Annotated in this window: 14 protein-coding genes and 1 pseudogene; 6 read left to right on the top strand and 9 right to left on the bottom strand. The window is 60.8% G+C overall.

The window, feature by feature from the left end:
• Together B3P22_RS17595 and B3P22_RS17590 are read left to right on the top strand one after the other, a co-directional pair.
• Positions 1-755: pseudogene (locus B3P22_RS17595) on the top strand (IS1182-like element ISPst13 family transposase); the annotation flags it as partial.
• 185 nt (positions 756-940) lie between these two features.
• Positions 941-1816: an AEC family transporter gene (locus tag B3P22_RS17590; protein WP_104730450.1), complete on the top strand. Its 876-nt coding sequence runs from the start codon at positions 941-943 to the stop codon at positions 1814-1816.
• Between the two features lie 322 nt (positions 1817-2138).
• On the opposite strand, the gene B3P22_RS17585 is transcribed toward B3P22_RS17590, so the two are convergent.
• The 7 genes from B3P22_RS17585 to B3P22_RS17555 form a co-directional block, all read right to left on the bottom strand.
• Positions 2139-4088, bottom strand: coding sequence for a relaxase/mobilization nuclease and DUF3363 domain-containing protein (locus B3P22_RS17585; protein ID WP_104730451.1), 1950 nt, complete (start codon positions 4086-4088; stop codon positions 2139-2141).
• A gap of 350 nt (positions 4089-4438) precedes the next feature.
• On the bottom strand, positions 4439-4966 hold the full coding sequence (locus tag B3P22_RS17580) for a S26 family signal peptidase (protein WP_100550025.1): 528 nt from the start codon (positions 4964-4966) through the stop codon (positions 4439-4441).
• Positions 4963-5205 carry a hypothetical protein gene (locus B3P22_RS17575; protein ID WP_200633068.1) on the bottom strand — a complete coding sequence of 81 codons (243 nt, stop codon included), beginning with the start codon at positions 5203-5205 and terminating at the stop codon, positions 4963-4965. The genes B3P22_RS17580 and B3P22_RS17575 overlap by 4 nt, the downstream gene beginning before the upstream one ends.
• Positions 5202-5840 carry a ParA family partition ATPase gene (gene parA, locus B3P22_RS17570; RefSeq protein ID WP_100550027.1) on the bottom strand — a complete coding sequence of 213 codons (639 nt, stop codon included), beginning with the start codon at positions 5838-5840 and terminating at the stop codon, positions 5202-5204. Before parA ends, B3P22_RS17575 begins: the two co-directional genes overlap by 4 nt.
• A gap of 244 nt (positions 5841-6084) precedes the next feature.
• Complete coding sequence (locus tag B3P22_RS17565) at positions 6085-6912, bottom strand: replication initiator protein A (protein ID WP_100550028.1); 828 nt, start codon at positions 6910-6912, stop codon at positions 6085-6087.
• An 11-nt stretch (positions 6913-6923) separates the two neighbouring features.
• The gene (locus B3P22_RS17560) at positions 6924-7295 is read right to left on the bottom strand and encodes a helix-turn-helix transcriptional regulator (protein ID WP_116618480.1); all 372 of its coding nucleotides are present in this window, start codon (positions 7293-7295) and stop codon (positions 6924-6926) included.
• Positions 7296-7803: 508 nt separating this feature from the next.
• The gene (locus B3P22_RS17555; protein ID WP_104730453.1) at positions 7804-8316 is read right to left on the bottom strand and encodes an antirestriction protein ArdA; all 513 of its coding nucleotides are present in this window, start codon (positions 8314-8316) and stop codon (positions 7804-7806) included.
• A 411-nt stretch (positions 8317-8727) separates the two neighbouring features.
• Between B3P22_RS17555 and B3P22_RS17550 the strand changes: the two genes are divergently transcribed.
• Positions 8728-10842 carry a hypothetical protein gene (locus B3P22_RS17550; RefSeq protein WP_100550030.1) on the top strand — a complete coding sequence of 705 codons (2115 nt, stop codon included), beginning with the start codon at positions 8728-8730 and terminating at the stop codon, positions 10840-10842.
• Between the two features lie 180 nt (positions 10843-11022).
• Here the strand turns inward: B3P22_RS17550 and B3P22_RS17545 are convergent, their stop codons facing one another.
• Positions 11023-13737 carry an ankyrin repeat domain-containing protein gene (locus tag B3P22_RS17545; RefSeq protein ID WP_296271875.1) on the bottom strand — a complete coding sequence of 905 codons (2715 nt, stop codon included), beginning with the start codon at positions 13735-13737 and terminating at the stop codon, positions 11023-11025.
• A 182-nt stretch (positions 13738-13919) separates the two neighbouring features.
• Between B3P22_RS17545 and B3P22_RS17540 the strand changes: the two genes are divergently transcribed.
• The 3 genes from B3P22_RS17540 (at position 13920) to B3P22_RS17535 (ending at position 16031) form a co-directional block, all read left to right on the top strand.
• Positions 13920-14834, top strand: coding sequence for a viperin family antiviral radical SAM protein (locus B3P22_RS17540; RefSeq protein ID WP_100549411.1), 915 nt, complete (start codon positions 13920-13922; stop codon positions 14832-14834).
• Positions 14831-15028 carry a type II toxin-antitoxin system HicA family toxin gene (locus B3P22_RS23940; RefSeq protein ID WP_125851392.1) on the top strand — a complete coding sequence of 66 codons (198 nt, stop codon included), beginning with the start codon at positions 14831-14833 and terminating at the stop codon, positions 15026-15028. The genes B3P22_RS17540 and B3P22_RS23940 overlap by 4 nt, the downstream gene beginning before the upstream one ends.
• A 190-nt stretch (positions 15029-15218) precedes the next feature.
• Entirely contained in the window at positions 15219-16031 is an 813-nt protein-coding gene (locus B3P22_RS17535) for an NYN domain-containing protein (protein ID WP_100549410.1), read from the top strand.
• A gap of 36 nt (positions 16032-16067) precedes the next feature.
• Here the strand turns inward: B3P22_RS17535 and radC are convergent, their stop codons facing one another.
• Positions 16068-16574, bottom strand: a complete 507-nt coding sequence (gene radC, locus B3P22_RS17530) for a RadC family protein (RefSeq protein ID WP_100549409.1) — start codon at positions 16572-16574, stop codon at positions 16068-16070.
• Positions 16575-17035: the final 461 nt, after the last annotated feature.

Raw genomic sequence — 17035 nt, 5'->3', positions numbered from 1 at the left:
GGCTTGAAGCCGACCCGGGCAGGGCCGGGCGGGCTCGTCAGGCGGCGCGGCTGCGCGCGGCCCGTGAGCGCGAGACCCGGGTGGCCGAGGCGCTGGCGCGCTTGCCCGAACTCGAAGCGATCAAGCGCCGCCAGGGCAAGGCGGCCGATCAGGCGCGCGCCTCGACGACCGATGCCCAGGCGACGGTCATGAAGATGGGCGACGGCGGGTTTCGGCCTGCGTACAACCCGCAGTTGGCCAGCGATGTCGACTCGCTGGTGATTGTGGGCGTCGAGGTGGCCACGATTGGAAGCGACCAGGGTCAGGTGGTGCCGATGATCGAGCAGGTGCGCGAGCGTTGCGGTCAGACGCCCGAGGCCTGGCTGGTCGAGGGCGGCTTTGTGGGTCACGAGCAGGTCGAACAGGCCAGCGCGCACACCACGGTGTATGGGCCGGTGCCGGCGGCCAAGGACAAGGCGGTGGACCCACACCAGCCCAAGCCCGACGACAGTCCTGGCGTGGCGGCATGGCGCGCGCGCATGGGGACCGATGAGGCCAAGGCGATCTACAAGAACCGCGCCGCAACCGCCGAATGCGTCAATGCCCACAGCCGCAACCGGGGACTCCAGCAGTTCCGCGTGCGCGGACTGGCCAAGGTCAAGTGCGTGGTCCTGTTCTTTGCCTTGGCCCACAACCTGATGCGGATGGCCAGCCTCGCGCCGGAGATGCTTGCCTTCGGGAAAGGTGCGTCTGCAGTGTCCGGAATCGGGGCTTGAGCGTACGAAACGGCGAAAAACGACCCGAAAAACCAGATAACGCGAGTGCCTTCATGCTGAACAGATCATCTGACCGCCACAGCGATCACAAACCCACTCGCGCCCCCTTCGGCGGGCGTGACCGAAAAGCTCACAAGCTCTGAGTCGCCCAGCACCCCCTACTCGCCAGCGGCTAAGGTTGCCCCATGCTCGTGCAGATCGTGAGCATCGTTTTCCCCGTGTTCACGGTCATCGCGGTTGGCTACCTGTATGGTCGCAAGCATCGCCCGGACATGATCGCCACCAACCAGGTCAACATGGACATCTTCGTGCCCGCGCTGATCTTTTCGGCCCTGGCGGGCAAGAGTGTCGACCTGGCCGAGGTGCAGATGATCGCGCTCGGTGGCTTGGTCATCGTGCTCGGCTCCGGCCTGCTCGGCTGGCCCATCGCCCGTCGGCTGGGCTATGCACCGAAAACCCTACTGCCACCGATGATGTTCAAGAACGCCGGCAACATGGGGTTGCCACTGCTGCTGTTCGCCTTCGGCGAGCAGGTGCTGCCGGCAGCGGTGGTGCTGTTTCTGGTGGAAAACGTCCTGCACTTCGCCATCGCCACCTGGTGGCTCGGGCGCAACGCCAGGGTGTGGGGGCTGCTCCGTGAGCCGGTGATCATCGCCGGAGTTGCCGGCGTGCTGGTGAGTATGTCGGGCATCGCGATGTGGCCGCCTTTTCTCTCCGCGATCAAGATCATTGCCGACGTATCCACGGGCCTGATGCTGTTTTCCCTTGGCGTGCGCCTGAACACTGCGCCCTTCGCGCATTGGCGCATCGGCACGGTCGGTGCTGTGGCGACACCGCTGACCGGCATGCTGATCGCCTACCTGTTTTGCCTGGCGTTTGGCCTGTCGGATCGCGAGACGGACATCCTGCTGATCTTCGGCGCGCTGCCGCCGGCGGTGCTCAACTTCATGTTCGCCGAGCGCTATGCCCAGGAGCCGGAGAAGGTCGCGTCGATCGTGATCCTGGGCAATCTGGTCGCACTGTTTTCCATTTCGCTGGCATTGGCCTTGCAGCTGGCCTAGATGCATCTCTCATGAACCTAAATTTCACGCAAAGCAGTTGGGCGACTCCTGTCACGGACCAACTGCTTGTGACCCTAGCGCGTGGTAATGCAGCAAGCGGTTGCAATCAACTGCCAACCGACTTCCTTCGTGCCTAGTAGGTAGCAAGAAGCCCTGTCAGGTTGGTTCGTCATCTACGGATAAGTTTCACCAGTCCTGCCGTGCGCGAGCTGTTCAACCCTTGGGATGAGCAGACGATACAGATCCCCACCAGCTTCCGCCGCGACTTCAAGCAGTGGCTGCAGTAGAAGCCGACGCTGGTATAAGTCCCGGCGCCTGTTGCTCAACCAATCGACGGCCCGCGCTGGCGACCCAGTTGCCATGACGCGCTGTTGCCCTGTATCACTGCCGACACGTTCTGCCCGAGCCTCTGCTCGATCACCGGTCTCCACGGCACCAGGCTGAAACCGATGCCATCGTCGAGGAGCGCATAACGGCCGCTGGCCAGTTGCACGCTGCGTCGGTAGATCCCATTGACGCGCTGGCCCTCAACCGCCGGGCGGTACTGCATGCCCGTCTGCGCCGAGAGCTCTTGCGCTGCCGCGGTCAGCTCCCGCCCACGCAAGGTGGCCAGCAGATTGCGTGCGAGCACCGCGCGTTGGCCCTGGCGTTCGGCCAAGCCCTGTTCCACCAGGAATTCGACGCGTTGCCGCAACGCTTCGCGCACCTCCTTGCCGAACCCCTTGTCGGCCAGCTCGCGGTTGCCGCCGATCAGCTGTTGGTCCAGCCAGGTCGCGCCGACGACGCGTACCTGCTGCTCGAGGGGCAGCGGTGTGCGCAGCTCAACGGCGACATCGCCCAGGCGGCGAGCATCATGCTGCCGGCCTTGCTCGGGCAGGTCGGCCGGCACCCGCCAGACACCCTCGGCCAACCGCTCGACGATACCGGCCCGGCGCAGGGCTTCCAGACGCCGTACATGGCGCTCGACCAATGCCTCGGTGTCATGCCCGTCGCTCGACTGCGAGCGTGCCAGCGCCAGGTGGTGATCGGTGCGATAAAGGCCGTCCGCAGCCAGCGAAGCAATCGACCGATCCACCGCGCGTGGTTCGCTCGGACTGCGTGTTTCCACCAGGCCGCCGATGGGGTAGTTGGCCAGTTCAGCGTGGGCAGGCAGGGCCAGGTAATGCGCCTTGCCGTCGAGGCCATCGACCACCAGATAACCGCGGTCGTTGAGCTCGTCGGCTAGGCCTTTGGCTACGATCCTACCAACCACAACAGAACCATCCTTGCCCGGCTCGAATACCGCCAGCTCTCGCTGCACGCTACCCATGGCCCGCTGCATCGTGCGCACGATATCGCCGCGTTCACCCATGGCACGCAGAGTTACCTCGGCGTCGTCACGCAGGAGCCATTGTCCTGGCCGAACTTCATGTGCGAGTTCAAGCTTCTGCAGATGCTGCAAGCGGCCGATCAGCAGTTGCCGACGTGGATGGTTTGCAAGTGTTTTCAGGCTCAGGCCGCCGGCCAGGCGTTCGCGAAGCAGGGTGCGATCCAGGCTGGTGAAACGCTCCTGCTGCACCTCGCGCTGCAGGCTCTGCTGGATCTCCAGCTCGGTACGCGGTCCCAGCCATTCGGTGGCCAGCTCCGAGGCGCGGTTGCGCATGCCCTCGGCGATGTAGTCGCGGGCGATCACCAGGTCCTTGCCGGTGTCGTCCTTGCCGCGCAGGACGATGTGGGTGTGCGGGTTGTCGGTGTTCCAGTGGTCGACCGCCACCCAGTCGAGGCGGGTGCCGAGGTCGGCTTCCATCCGGCTTATCAGATGGCGGGTGTAGGTGCGCAGGTCGTCGAGTTGCTCGGCATCCTCGGGCGAGACGATGAAGCGAAACTGATGGCGGTCGTCCCGGCCGCACTCCTCGAACGCATTGAGGTCGGCCTGGTCGGTCAGCGGCCCGTAGGCCTTGCCCGGATCGCCCTCGCGACTGACGCCGTCGCGCTCGATGTAGCGCAGGTGGCTGAGCGTCGAGCCCTTGCCGGCCTGGCGCAGGTTTACCAGGCGCGTCTTGATGGTGACGCGGCGGGCGTTGGACGGCAGTTGCTGCGCGCTGAAGCGAGCGGCGACATGGCCACGGCCGAGACGGGCGCCGGGCTGGTGGCCCGCCTTGCGCGGCTTGCCGGTGCCGGCCTTGTTGGCCTGACGCAGCACCTGGTTGACGAAGGGTTGGCCGCGTTGCTGCGGCTTGCCCGGCTGCGGGCGAAAGCGCAATTCGTCATCCGGACGGCTTCCTTTGCTCATATCTAAGACTCCTCCAAGTTGATCGCAGTACGGCGTATCAGGCACGCTCCCTGTCCAGTGAAACTGCAGGGCGAGCACTATTTCGGCACCTGGCTATCCCGGCGCTGTGTCGCCGCCAACCCCCGTGCAGACTGCTTTCCAGGCCAACGAAGTGCCGCCCCCTTTTATCTTGCCCTCCGCTTTTTCCGTGCCTTTGCGCTGCTGAGTTGGGTAATCAGGAGAGGCGGAACGGAGACTTCCAAAGCTCCTGGTCGGCAGGCGAGGGCAGAGGTATCTGCAGCCAGGCGGCCCTCGACCGCACACACCGGGCGCATGCAGTCGGCAGGCGGATCGACACGCAGAAGACCTGCTCATCGACGCGACTCCAGCCACAAGGGCTGCGCCCGACCGATCACCGCGTCGGCGGATATCGGGCCGAAGTAGCGGCTGTCGAACGACGCCGGGTTGCTGCTGCTGAGCAGGAGCAGCTCGTCGCCAACCAGGCGCCGACAGGCCTGCCAGGTTGGCAGCGCGCGGCCCTTTCGATCCCACCTCAAGCGCTTGGCCACTAGGTCACCATCAATGCGCACCTGGCTGCCCTGCACGCATACCTGCTGCGGCGCCATCGCCGCCACGGTCTTAAGCAAAGGCACGTTCGCCGGCAGGTAGCCGCGCTGCGCTGCCAGCGACCTAACCTCCGGCGGCAGATGAACCAGCACCAGATCGCCCGGCGCCAACGAGGTGGCCGGCGAAATGCGGTACCAGCCGACGGGCACGCTGTCGGAGGCGTTGTAGATCAGCCGCGGCGGCGACGTTGCAATCGTTGCCCAACCCATTGCTGCCAGGCTGCCGGCGAGCAGCGCCAGTGGCCCCCGCACGCCGCGAGCACCCAAGGTCATGACGTAGCCTCCGGAAACTGTCGCTCCAGCACTTCGCGCAGCATCTCCGCCATGGTCACGCCACGCTCGAAGGCCGCCAGCTTGATGCGCGTGCGCAGTGCCAGCGTCACGTCCAGCGTCAGCCGGGCGCTGTAGCGCTCGGCCTTGCCGCTGTCGAGGGCGGCGCCCTGGCGTATCCAGGCTTCGGCCTGCGGGTCGGCCAGTGGGCGTGCACCGATACCGATGCGCTTGCCGCTCATGGCGACCACCTCAGCAGCTCGTCGACCAGACTGCTGACTTCGCGCGCAGCGGCGCTGTCCGGTGCCAGTTCACGCGCCAGGCGACCGGCTGCCACGCTCTCGGCGAAGACGATGCGCTGGCGAACCTCTGCCTGCAGCGCCGGTAGTGGTTGGTCGGCCAAGGCGCCGCGCGCTTCACGGCCGATCACTGTGGTGCTGACTCGGCGGTTGATGGCAAATGCCGCGCGCAGCATCGGCCTGAACACCTGCGCCTCGCGGATCAGGTTGACCATCTCAGCGCTGGCCCACAGGTCGTAGGGGCTGGGCTGCACCGGGATCAACACGCGATCTGCCGCCAGCAACGCCGAGCGGGCGAGGGCGGCGATGCGCGGTGGCCCGTCGATGATGATGTGATCGGCGCGACGAGCGAGCTCTGGAGCTTCCTGGTGCAGCGTCTCGCGCGCCAGGCCGACGGCGCTGAACAGCCTGGGCAAACCATGCTGGCTGCGCCGCTGCGTCCAGTCCAGCGCCGAGCCCTGTGGGTCGGCATCGAGCAGGATGACGTTCTGCCCGCGCAGGGCCAGTTCGCCGGCGATATGGGTGGCGAGGGTGGTCTTGCCCACCCCGCCTTTCTGGTTGAGCAGGGCGACGATCATGGCCGGATCTCCCCGGTCAGACTGCCCCAATGAGCAGCTGTCCACACACGGGCGCTGCCCCAATAACAAGTTAGAGCTTTTAAGTTAGTTAAGTTAAGGGAGGCTGGAAGCCCCGCCGGCCGTGACCTCCAGAGGAGTTCGTGCGCCTGAAAGCACGTGTGTCGCGCTCCTGATAGCACGGGCCAGCGTGCGCCTGAAAGCACGTCTGGATTCACAGTTTTTCCAGAAGATATCCCCGTGCCGTCTACGGCACTCGCCGGAAGGCCAGCAGTTCGGTCGAGCGGGACAGACGCACGACTTCCAGGCGATACCCGGGCAGCGATTGGCGAGCCGCCAGCGCACGCAGGTCGAGGGCGAAGTCCGAGTAGCGCGCCGAGCTGCCCGACTTGCGGTACAAGTGGCGAAAGTCGAACTGCCAGCCGTCCTTCTGCTTGCCGCCGTGCTTGCGCACCAGGCGATACAGCCAGCGCTCGATGCCGCCGGTGAGACGGAAGTAGGCCGGGTCGATAGTCAGCACCAGGGCTTGATCCAGCACCCCGCTGTAGAACCAGTCCGGCAGGATCAGCTCGATGCCCAGTGGCCGGCCATCCGCCGCGGCCAACTCCCTCCACTCGTTGATCCAGGAGAAACGATGCAGACGTCGGCCGGTAGTCTCTCGGATCGAGGTGGCCACGCTGGTCGACTGCAGCCGATCCAGGGCGGCCTTCAGTCGCTGGTAGTCGCGCAGCGAGGTGCCGCGGCCTATGAAGCGCAGGATCTGGTAGGGCGTTGCACGCATCAGCCGCGAAGTGGGGATGCCCGCATCGCGAGCCTCGACAAGTTGGCTGGCTGCCCAGATCAGAATGTCGGCGTCCCAGATCGTGGCGATGCCATGTTCCAGCGTGCCCTCCACACGCACCGTCACCTCGCCCGAGCGAAAGTCGATCGGCACGGTGCGCCGCGACTTGGCAAGTGAGAAGAACGGATGCGCCATCAGGTCCTGGGCGTCGCGCGGCGCCATGTCGCCCGGCAGCGCGCGGAACAGATCCAGTTGCTCGCTCTGCGAAGTCAAATCGAGATGCCGACAGTTCATAGGCGAAGGTTTCATTGATCATCACGCTGCGCTCCCGGGTGGCGGTCGATGTACTCAGGATCGAAGGTGGTCTCGAAGCTGCGCTCACCGGCCCAGGACTCGAGATCGGCGAGCGCGTACATCACCCGCCGGCCAAACTTGTGAAAGCGCGGACCGCCGCCGATCACCCGCTGCTTTTCCAGCGTGCGCGGCGACAGCCGCAGGAAGGCCGCTGCTTCGTTGTTGGTGAGGTAGCGAGGGGCAGGGCAGGCCTGTGGCGCTTGCGCCTCAATAGCGCCCTCCACGGGCCGCATGGCATGCGCCGCCGGCCCGGCCTTGCGGTGCAGCGGCGCGTCAAGATCGATGCGATGCGGGTGGCGGGAAAGGTCGTGTGAGTGCGACATGGTGAGTGCTCCGTTGACGTGGGAGGAGCACCGTGCGGTAGCCGTCGCGTTCGATCATGCCGGGTTGGGTCTGGGCGAATGCGCAGGCAGGAGGGGCGAGGATTGATACCAGGAAGGTCTTGGCGCTGACCGGGTACGCCTAGCTACGCGCGTCACCGACCACGGTGCCCAAGCGCGCCAAGCCGCATTGGCGAAGCCCTACGGATTTGCGGATCTGCGGCCCTCTACAAAGCCGGAAAACCGTATCGGCGGTTTTCCGTAAATCCGTAAAGGCGTAGATCCGCTTCCCCACCAATCCGTATATCCGTGGATACGGATCGATGGATTTGGGCAAAACCGTAAGACCGTAACGGTCTCAATCAAATTGGCAGCACAACGTGGTTGCTCCAGGATGATCGCCGGGGGCGCGTCCCCGTGCATCAGCCTTCCGGGTGGGGCGCGCGGGTGGCCGGCAGGACAGGGGCGCAAAAAACAAGGCACCGAGTCTCCCCCGGTGCCTTCCGCTGGGTTAGCGATTCCAGAACACATGCACCTGCTCGAAGCCGGTCTCCAAGGTGAACACGTCGCCGCTGTATTCCATGTCACGGGCCATGGCGCGGTAATCGATGTACATGGCCAGGTGCGGCGGAATGCTGCTGGTTTCCTCGGTCAGCTCCTGGGCGTAGTCGGCCAGCGAGTTGTAGCAGCCGCAATAGTCTTCCTCGGCCGCCTTGCGCGCCTGCTCCAGGTCGTTGAAGTGAGCGAGCAGGGCGCCGCCGAACTCGGGGTATTCCTCGATGAAACACGCAATCTCATGGGCGTTTTCGAGGCCCTCATACTCGCCGAGGCGGTAGCCGTCGAAGCCCTCGAAGTCGTGAATGGCGTATTCCTCCGCCCCCTCGACCGGCGAGGCCGCCAGCATGGCGTCGACCTGTTCCTGGATGTCGTCCAGCCCCAGGGTGGCGTCGATCCAGACGCCATGCAGATGACCGGCGTTGTAGGCGGCCAGGTCGGCAACGTAGATCCTGATGTGTTCGCTCATGGCTTTCGCTCCTTCGTCTTCAGGGTTCTGCGCTTGCGCTGCGCATGAACCCCTGCCGACTAGGGCGACTAAGGCGGTCGTGAAAAAATCAGGAAAAATCGCGGAGGCTCCACCCAGCGCAGCGGCCGGGTGGAAACCGTCTATTTTTCTTGATTTTGAGGGGGCAAGAACCCCTGTTCAGCTATAGATGAGTGTGCCACCTGCGGAGGAAACCTATCTGAATAAGCGCCGGTGCTAAACGTATTGTCGACTTTCTGGAGTGCTGACTAAGAGTTGATGAATTGTTCAAGCGGCTGCAGTTGGGACGTTAAACTTCTCGAGATTTACATCGCGTCAGTTCACTGCAACTTGTGGGCGGCTGGATAACGGTATCGAACAGGCGGCGTCAGCCGTTGTGATAGGGAGAACGCCTTGAGCGTGAATATTAGCTTCGACAATGAACTGGCAGTTGCAAGTATCCTGCTGGTCGATTGGGCTCCGCCGCTGGTCGAACATTTGGGACGCTACTTTGACGTTCGTGATGGGATCCTTCGGCTGAACTACGCCCACCTGTCCGCCGAGCGCACCTGCGATTGGACTGATGGACTGTGGGTCTCGCCAGCCTATCGTGAGCGCGTTGTGTCTGAACTAGAGGAGGTAGCACGAGAGGGGGCGATTGCACTAACCCTGAAACTCCTTGGGCACGGATGCACCTGGGTCAAGGACTCATCGTCTATTCTCGACCAGGATGCTTACCTGTCTGCTGAGCAGGTTTTCAGTACGGACGTTCTCCAAGGTGACTCGCCGGCCTTGCGTGAGGCCGTCTTGGCGGAGATCGCTCCCCGTGCGATATGGGTAAGTTGGTTGCTCGATTCACATAATCGGCATCGTTTTTTGGACGATCGGGAAATTATGGCGGCGCTTGTGACCAGTACGTCGAAGGGCGATTGCATCCATTGCCTTCAACTGGTGACCCCACGTCACAACCAGAGTAACTGGGCCTTCGAACAGTTGGTTGCGCAGCATTGGCAGACTGTGTACGACTATTTGGAGACCCACATCGGCGGCACCCCAGGCTATTCAAGTTACAACGTAACTGATCTCGTTTACTCGTTGTTTGCCAATTCGCCTACGGTGAAGGCGTCCCGTTGGGCCTGCGAGCAGGTTCTTGATCGAGCTGATCCGAAGGTCTTCCCTCGGCTGATCCAATATTGCCGCAAGATTGTGGCGGACGATGTACGCAGCCTGTTTCTGCGTTGGCAAAACCATCCGCAGGCAGAGAAGAAAGACCAACTCAGGGAATGCGTTGCCAAAGCCTGCTCTGCGCTTGCTGCATTGCTGGTTGACACTATGCCGTCGGACCTCGCGCTTGCCTCTGCCTGGCACGGGTTCGAAAACCCAGCGCGATCCAGCCAGCAAAACGTTGCTGCAAGCCTCAGAGAATTGCCATCGGATGCGTGGTGCCGAGAGGCGCTGTGGAACCAACTAGGTCCTTCCGCTCGCGAAGCCTGGCGGCAGGATCTTTTCGATCAGGTGGGCGAGGAGCCAGAGCTGGCCCAAGGCCTCCTCGATTTCGCCTGCCGTTGGCTCGAGCAGACGGCGTTTGCCGAAGTCGAGCCGGTGCTTCTGCGATTGATGGATGACGAGGATCACCTGGCTTTTGCGAACCAGCTCGCCAACGCTGGTCCAAGGCAACTGCAACTGAGGGCAAAAGGGCTAGTGCGCTCTAGGCGGGGGGCGCTGGACCTAGAGGGGCCGATAGGCCTGGGCGAGGATACCACTGCGTTGCCAAACATCGGCACCCAGACCTGGTTGGGCGACCCGTCCGTAGAGCGCGTCATCCATAGCGCGCTCAGCCAGATCGAGGAAAAGTTTTGCCGCGAGTATTCGGATACTTGGGGAGAGGACGAGGAGGTCCACACAGCTCGCCTCCTGGCCCTGACGCAGGAGGCAGTTGGCAACGCAAGCCACCAACTGCGCCAGCTCTCAGCCATGACGCGATCGACCTATCCGGGCCTGTCGGTGAATGTACGCCAGCCCAGCAAGCGGGAGGAAGGGACTAACACGTCAGTTGGGTCCCCGCTGGGGGCAGACGTGCTGTTCTTGACCCGTGTCGTGGACGCAGGCAGGACAGTTATCCAGCGAGCCACCCTTGTGCAGGTGAAAAAGCGCAGTGGCACTGGTTCGGGGAGGGGCTTCAGTTCGACTATCGGCATTAACCTGCAGCAGTGCGAGGATATGCTCAACCAGTCAGAGCACGCCTACTATCTGTTCATGACGCCGGTCTCGGCGCGACCGACGCTCTGGGTTGCCCCGGCCCGGCTCGTCAGGAACTTGACCCAGTTGCATACGAGCAAAACATCGGTCTTGGCGGCTACGGTGAGGGACGCCAGTTGCTCCTATGCCGATTTCTTCCTGCACTACCTAGTTGGCCTGTGGGCTGGTGACGAACAGGAGGGAATCGTCGCCGTTGCCAACGGCGATCCTCGGCTTGGGCGAACGCCTCGTCACATCGTCGACATTGAGGTTCGCCGCCAATCGGAGTGAGGGTCGTGGCAGTAGGCCGCGCTGCCAGTACCTCCGCCCCGACCTCCAACCGCCCTAGGAGGCTGCGGGACGTGGTTATCTTCTGATTGGGGCGGAATCAGCCCTCTGAGGGCTCCCCGTTCACGTTCCTTTTAAGGGGAAATTGATTGGGCGCAGAATACGCCCAATCTCTGATACCCGTTAGCTTGAGGTCATCGGTATCGCTTGCTCCAACACTTGGGCGGTGCGCAGCAAATCATGTCTGCTGGCACAACGGTTACCGGCTTGAGCGAGTTTATGAGCCAAAGAGGACAACGCCTCTGGATGTTCGATCAAGACCTCAACCTGCTCCAACGGAGTCATGCCGCGCAGGTTTCGCTTCCACGCAAGCTCAGGGGCTAGTTGTAAAAGGCGTTCGGTCGCATACAGATTTGCGGTCCAGGCTGAAGTATGAAGCGGAGACTGGCCGTCAAAAGTGGTCTTATCCAGCGCGCATGGATGATCGAGTAGGGCGTCGACGCAACTGTTCACGCCGGATTTGATCGCAGAGTGCAGGGCGGTCATGCCCTGCACGTCCTGCATATCAGGGTCGGCACCAGCCTCCAGCATTAACGTGACCATTTCAGTATCCCCAACCTCCGCCATCAGCATGAGCGGGGTTTGCTTCTTGAAATCTGCAATATTCAGCTGTTTCGGTGCCTTCAGAGCCAACATACCAATGGCTTGATGCCAGTGTTTAAGCATGATCTCAAAACGGCTCCATTCGCCTTGCAATTCGTTTGGTGTCATATGTCGATGTTGCGGAAGTCTGCGCAGAAAATTGCTGTGCCCCTTTATCCAATGCATCAACAGTGAATCACCGGTCACCGACGGAAGTGGCGCGTTGAGTTTGCTGCGATTGCGCTGTATCCAGGCAAGCAGTCCTGTCTGGTCACCGGTCATTAGAAGCTGGATAGACTCTTGCACTTTTTCACGAGCCAGCGGCTCCAACTGCTCAATACCCGGGTAGGGTTTGTACAGCGTGTTCCAGAAGTAATCGCCGGCCCAGCGTGCCGTATCTTCGATGCTGGGAATCTCACTACTCTCGACCATCCCACCGGCCAACATCTCTCGATAATATTTTTCGTGGTTCTCCGGTACGAGCCTTTGATTAGCTACTGCTACGGCAAGACAATCCCGTGCCACTTCACCACGCAGTGGCCCACAGTTGCGCTCCAGTCCAGCGTCTAAAGCTTCCCGAAAAAGCTTGCCAGCACCCTCGAAGTCATTGCAGGCCAACAGATGCTTGGCCTTGTATTGCAAGATTCCGGCCTTCCACAGAACGTAACCATCGCTCGCCTCGGCCTCTTCGAGTAGTGCTTGGACCCGCTTGCCGCTGTCTTTCGGGCGTTGTTGATGGTCGCCGTTCAGGTAAGCATTGAGCTCGAACAGAATTGCCTGGACAGTCTGTTCCGGAGTGATGGCCAGTTCGCGCAGGCGCTGAATGGTGGCCGTTTTAGCGCGGGTACTGAGTTCGGAGTGATTGGCCGCTTGGCTGACTACCCAGTAGCGATGCTCACTTTGCAAGGCTCGCCAAGAGGAAGAGTTCTTCATGCGTGCTACCAAATGCAACTCTGCATGCAGCTCGTCTGCAATGGCAGCGGTACGTTCGGCGTTGCGCATGATGATTGGCCGTGCGGATTCCGCATCGAGCCCCAAGTGATCCTCAAGCTCTGCGCCTGCCTGCACTTCGGAGAAGTAGCGCGTAAGCAGGTGCGCCAGTTCCATATTGGCAGTTTCTCGACGTGACGGCAGGATGGAAAGGAATAGCCCATGTCTATCTGTGGCGGGCAAGTGGTCCTCGAACCAAGCATTCTCTGCCGCCTCACCCTTATCGCCGCAGTTGCGCCAAGCGCCGATGGTCATGTTGTAGACAAACTTGTAGCTAGCGAGTAGCTGCAGCAGTTTGTTCTGCTTAGGGTCAGTGCATTGGGAGTCAACGCCAGGGCACAGGAATTTGAGCAAACGCTCATAACCATCCTGCACCATGCGGGCAAAGAGCAGGCGTTGACGGACTGTATGTAGTGACGGGATAGCATAACGATCAGCCAGGCATTCGATGAGAGCAGCCTGTTCATCCTCATCAGCAACACCGTCCAGAATGGCCTCAAGGCGGCCCGGCTGGGTCATCGGAATTTCCAGGCGGAGTTGTTCTGCTGTCAGTTGTTTACGCGTTACAAATGCCAGCGCGTCGGCGAACTGCTCAGCAGGCGAGCGATTGTTGTCGAGGGTGAACGCTCCCTTGAAGTCCAAGACCGCTTTGTCCGAGAAGTACTTGCGGAAGGTGTCGGGGCGGATGTTGGTATCCTTTCGCCAGTTGTACAGGGATCGCCGTAGGCCATCATGTCCGCCTCTTGTGATCTCACTGCGCTGATCGGCAAGCTCCTCTAAAGGCATTCCCAGTAAGTCCAGTAGCCAATCTACTACCTGAGCTACGGGTAGATAGAGGCTCTGTTTTCCTCCCACATTGCGGGGCTCGGGCAGATACCAGAAGCGCCCGCCAGGCATGCCCGTATCTAATGGTTTGCCCAGATTCCAAAAAGCAGCGCGGCGAGCCAGTCCAGGCATATAGAAATAACCGAGCAGCATCCACAGAATCTGGCGCTCATCGGCGGCAAAGGTCCAGGTATTGAGTTCCAGATGTTTGTAGGCGTTCCCAAACTCGGTAAGGTTGTCGAGGGCATCGAGGCGAGCCCGAGGATCCATATCGAGAGCATCGAAGATAGCGTATAGGACTTCTTCGCCCATGGCCTTGTGGGTAGCAAGGCTGTCTTGCCCGGTCGCAAACTTGCGTTTTTTGGTGGTCTGATAGCTTGGGCAGCCGAGGCTCTGATGAATTTCCAGTAGGATAGCTTCGGCTAGCGGTAGGGTGCTCATGGCGCCTGTCCTTGGTGTTGTTGAAGGTGCGTTAATCCTTGCAAAGCGCTGCAACCTTAACACTGAAGAATCGCGTACTCCCCCCTGCTCAGGAATCATGAGGAGGGGGTACGCCGTTCTGCATACCGGGTAATCAGGTGCACTGAGATCCTGCGCGGACCCCAACAGACGGAGTCCGCTTCATGCAATCCCCCACCCAGCTTGTCCTGAACTGGCATCTCACCGAGGCTTGCAATTACCGTTGCCAGTACTGCTATGCAGCCTGGAAAGAATCTGCGTGCCCACGAGAGTTGATCCACGATGTAGAGCAAACTACAGCGCTGTTAAGAGAACTGTATCGATTCTTCCACCCGACTAACCACGCCAACCCGCTGGCTAGGCGAATGTCCTGGAACTCCGTCCGTCTCAATCTGGCTGGCGGAGAGCCTTTGCTACATGCCAGGAAGCTCCCGGCCATTGTTAGTCAGGCCCGGGCGCTTGGCTTTGAAGTCTCCATGATCAGCAATGGAGCAAGTCTGACCCGGGAGCTACTGGATCGTTTGGCAACTCAGTTAATCTGGCTCGGGATCAGCATCGATTCGAGTAGCTCTGAGACCAACCGTACAATCGGCCGAGTCGACCGTCGTGGCAAGCTTCTCAACCTGAGCGATCTGGCCAGTGCCCTCGACAGTGCTCGTCAGTTAAATCCTGGTTTTAGGCTCAAACTCAATACTGTGGTCAACCAGGCCAACCATGCGGAAGACATGAGCGGTCTTTTAGGCCGTTTTGCTCCGCATAAGTGGAAAGTCCTGCGCATGCTGCCCGTGGTCAATCAGCATTTGTCCATCAGCGAAGAGCAGTTCGCCGCCTTTGTCCTACGTCATCGCGCCTTCGCGAATATCTTATGTCCGGAAGACAACCAAGATATGGCCGAATCCTATCTGATGGTTGATCCACATGGGCGCTTCTTCCAGAACAGCCCGCTGATTGCGGGGAACGGTTACGACTACAGTAGGCCGATCCTGGAGGTAGGTGCGGATGCAGCCTTTTCTCAAATGGCCTTCGACATTGAGCGCTTCCTCGCACGCTACACTCTGCAGGCAGGAGAGGGCGCATGAAGTACTGTTCGAACAAAGAAATCGATGCGCTCATCCGTCAACTGGTTCGTCAAGGATGGCGCTTTCATCGTGGAGGTAAGCATGGACGGCTTACTCATCCAGGTGGCCGACCGACAGTGACCGTAGCCAAGTCCCCTAGCGATTTCCGGAGTTTGGAAAATTTCCGCCGCGACTTACGCAAAGCTACTGGCTGATGCTGGAGGCCAGCGGTCTGCTAGTTCACAATCTGATCGCTTGTTCATTGCGGTATTTCTATTTTGGAACTGAAGACGCGCACGTCCGCCAAGTGAACTAGACCGAGGCAGATAAACCGGTCTGTAACTGTCGTGCTGGCAGCAGTCGTGAGGCTATTGGTTCAACTGGGATCACTCGATAGGAGCAGGGATGGGAGTTTTCACGCCGGCTGGAGAAACGCGTGTAGCTGTTTTGGTGGATTGCGACAACGTATCGCCCGAGATTCTGGAGCACGCATTACGCGTGGTCGCCCAGTTCGGACGTGTCGTCCTGAGAAGGGGATATGGCAATCACGGGACCTTGGCCAACAAATGGCAGGAGGCTCTCGTTCGACTGGCCTTCACACCATGCCTGCAATACCAATATGCGGCCGGCAAGAATACTTCCGACATCGCCTTGGCCCTGGACGCAATGGAGGCGCTCTTCGATCACCGTGCGGATACATTCTGCCTGGTAACCAGCGATTCCGATTTCGCCTACCTGTGTCGCAAGCTCAGAGAACGTGGCGCTACTGTCTGCATCGTCGGTGAACCCAAGACCCCCGACGCACTGCGCAACGCCAGTGACCAGTTCTTTGAGTGGCGCCGCGAGGAGCATTTCCAAGAGCCTGTTGCGGAGCATGCCGAGAAGCCTGCGGCCAAGGCTGAGTCGAGCTGCAAGCAGGAAACCGCTAAGCCTGAACCCAGCAAGCCTGTCGTCAAGCGGCGACCAAGGTTCGTGGTGGATGCCGTATCTCTGCTTGCAGGCGGAACCAGCGAAGGCAAGGTCACCCTGAGCGCCCTTGGGCAGTACCTCAAACGTACTGATCCGGCATTTTCGCCAAACGCCTACGGCCATTCTGGTCTACTCGACATGATCAGAACCTACGACCTGCTGCATCTGATCCAAGAAAACGGCGGCCACTGGACGGTGGGGCTGGCAGCGAAGGAAGATGAATCGGCTGAACACGCTGCGCACGCCTGAAAGGGCGCAGCAAAAAGGGGGCTCAGCCCCCTTGGTTCATAGCAACCCAAGCTCAGCGAAAGATACGGTGTGTTGGCCTGCCACGATGACGTGATCCAGCGAGCGGACATCGACCAGCGCCAAGGCTTCCTTCAAGCGTTGTGTTAGCACCTTGTCAGCCTGGCTTGGCTCTGAATTTCCGCTTGGATGGTTGTGCGCGAAGATCACTGCCGCAGCATTCAGGCGCAGTGCTTCCTTGACCACCTCGCGCGGGTATACAGATGCACTGTCGATGGTGCCGCGGAACATCTCGACGTACTGGATCAGGCGATGCTTGGCATCCAGAAACAGCGCTGAAAAAACCTCGTGCTCAAAGCCACCCAGCTTCGCGATCAAGTACTCCTTGACCAGCTCCGAAGACGTAAAGGCTGCACCTCGCTGAACCTTCTGATCGATCACCTTGCGAGCAGCATCCAGGATCTGTTCTGCAGTGGCAGGCAGATAGCGACCTTGCTCGTCGCGAATCATCAGAGAAGCGTCAAAGGCGAGAGAAAGCTGAGACATGATCATGCTCCAGTTGCTCAGGCGGAATTGCCCGGAACTGGCCCAGCACGGCGCAGCGCAGCAGTCAGGGGGCGATAGCCGGCCCAGCCGCAAACGCGCGAAGCGCGTGCAGCCCTTGACGGCGAGAACGCCGTGATAGGGTGAGAGGAGACAGCAAGACCGCCATTCCACCGATCGCACAGGCGCCACCAGCAAGCGAAGCGCGCAGGCTCTATCGATACGGTCTAAAACGCCCAGAGGCGTTGTTGGCGAACAGTAGAACTGCGGATGTGGCCTGCATCAACAACGAGAAAGTAGCGAGGCTGGCCGCCACTTCTAACCAGTGCCCCATCAAAACGATTGGCAGACGGCCGCTACCGAAATATTCTCGGTCTCTGGGCTAACGAAGTGCAAAGACTCAGTACGCTGCCCCTGCACTCCGTTAGCTCAGAACCTTCCTTCCTGGTCTGTTTTAACAGGCC

Source organism: Pseudomonas sp. UBA6323 (assembly GCF_002439135.1).
GTDB lineage: Bacteria > Pseudomonadota > Gammaproteobacteria > Pseudomonadales > Pseudomonadaceae > Aquipseudomonas.
The sequence above is the reverse complement of the archived record's forward strand: the minus strand, read 5'-3'. Positions and strand labels throughout refer to the sequence as shown.

Excerpts from the sequence above, each read along its gene's own strand:
- B3P22_RS17590 (WP_104730450.1), top strand. The coding sequence starts at position 941 with ATGCTCGTGCAGATCGTGAGCATCGTTTTCCCCGTGTTCACGGTCATC.
- B3P22_RS17560 (WP_116618480.1), bottom strand. The coding sequence starts at position 7,295 with ATGTCGCACTCACACGACCTTTCCCGCCACCCGCATCGCATCGATCTT.
- radC (WP_100549409.1), bottom strand. The coding sequence starts at position 16,574 with ATGTCTCAGCTTTCTCTCGCCTTTGACGCTTCTCTGATGATTCGCGAC.
- B3P22_RS17580 (WP_100550025.1), bottom strand. The coding sequence starts at position 4,966 with ATGACCTTGGGTGCTCGCGGCGTGCGGGGGCCACTGGCGCTGCTCGCC.
- B3P22_RS17575 (WP_200633068.1), bottom strand. The coding sequence starts at position 5,205 with ATGAGCGGCAAGCGCATCGGTATCGGTGCACGCCCACTGGCCGACCCG.
- B3P22_RS17545 (WP_296271875.1), bottom strand. The coding sequence starts at position 13,737 with ATGAGCACCCTACCGCTAGCCGAAGCTATCCTACTGGAAATTCATCAG.
- B3P22_RS17555 (WP_104730453.1), bottom strand. The coding sequence starts at position 8,316 with ATGAGCGAACACATCAGGATCTACGTTGCCGACCTGGCCGCCTACAAC.
- B3P22_RS17585 (WP_104730451.1), bottom strand. The coding sequence starts at position 4,088 with ATGAGCAAAGGAAGCCGTCCGGATGACGAATTGCGCTTTCGCCCGCAG.
- parA (WP_100550027.1), bottom strand. The coding sequence starts at position 5,840 with ATGATCGTCGCCCTGCTCAACCAGAAAGGCGGGGTGGGCAAGACCACC.
- B3P22_RS23940 (WP_125851392.1), top strand. The coding sequence starts at position 14,831 with ATGAAGTACTGTTCGAACAAAGAAATCGATGCGCTCATCCGTCAACTG.
- B3P22_RS17565 (WP_100550028.1), bottom strand. The coding sequence starts at position 6,912 with ATGAACTGTCGGCATCTCGATTTGACTTCGCAGAGCGAGCAACTGGAT.
- B3P22_RS17535 (WP_100549410.1), top strand. The coding sequence starts at position 15,219 with ATGGGAGTTTTCACGCCGGCTGGAGAAACGCGTGTAGCTGTTTTGGTG.
- B3P22_RS17540 (WP_100549411.1), top strand. The coding sequence starts at position 13,920 with ATGCAATCCCCCACCCAGCTTGTCCTGAACTGGCATCTCACCGAGGCT.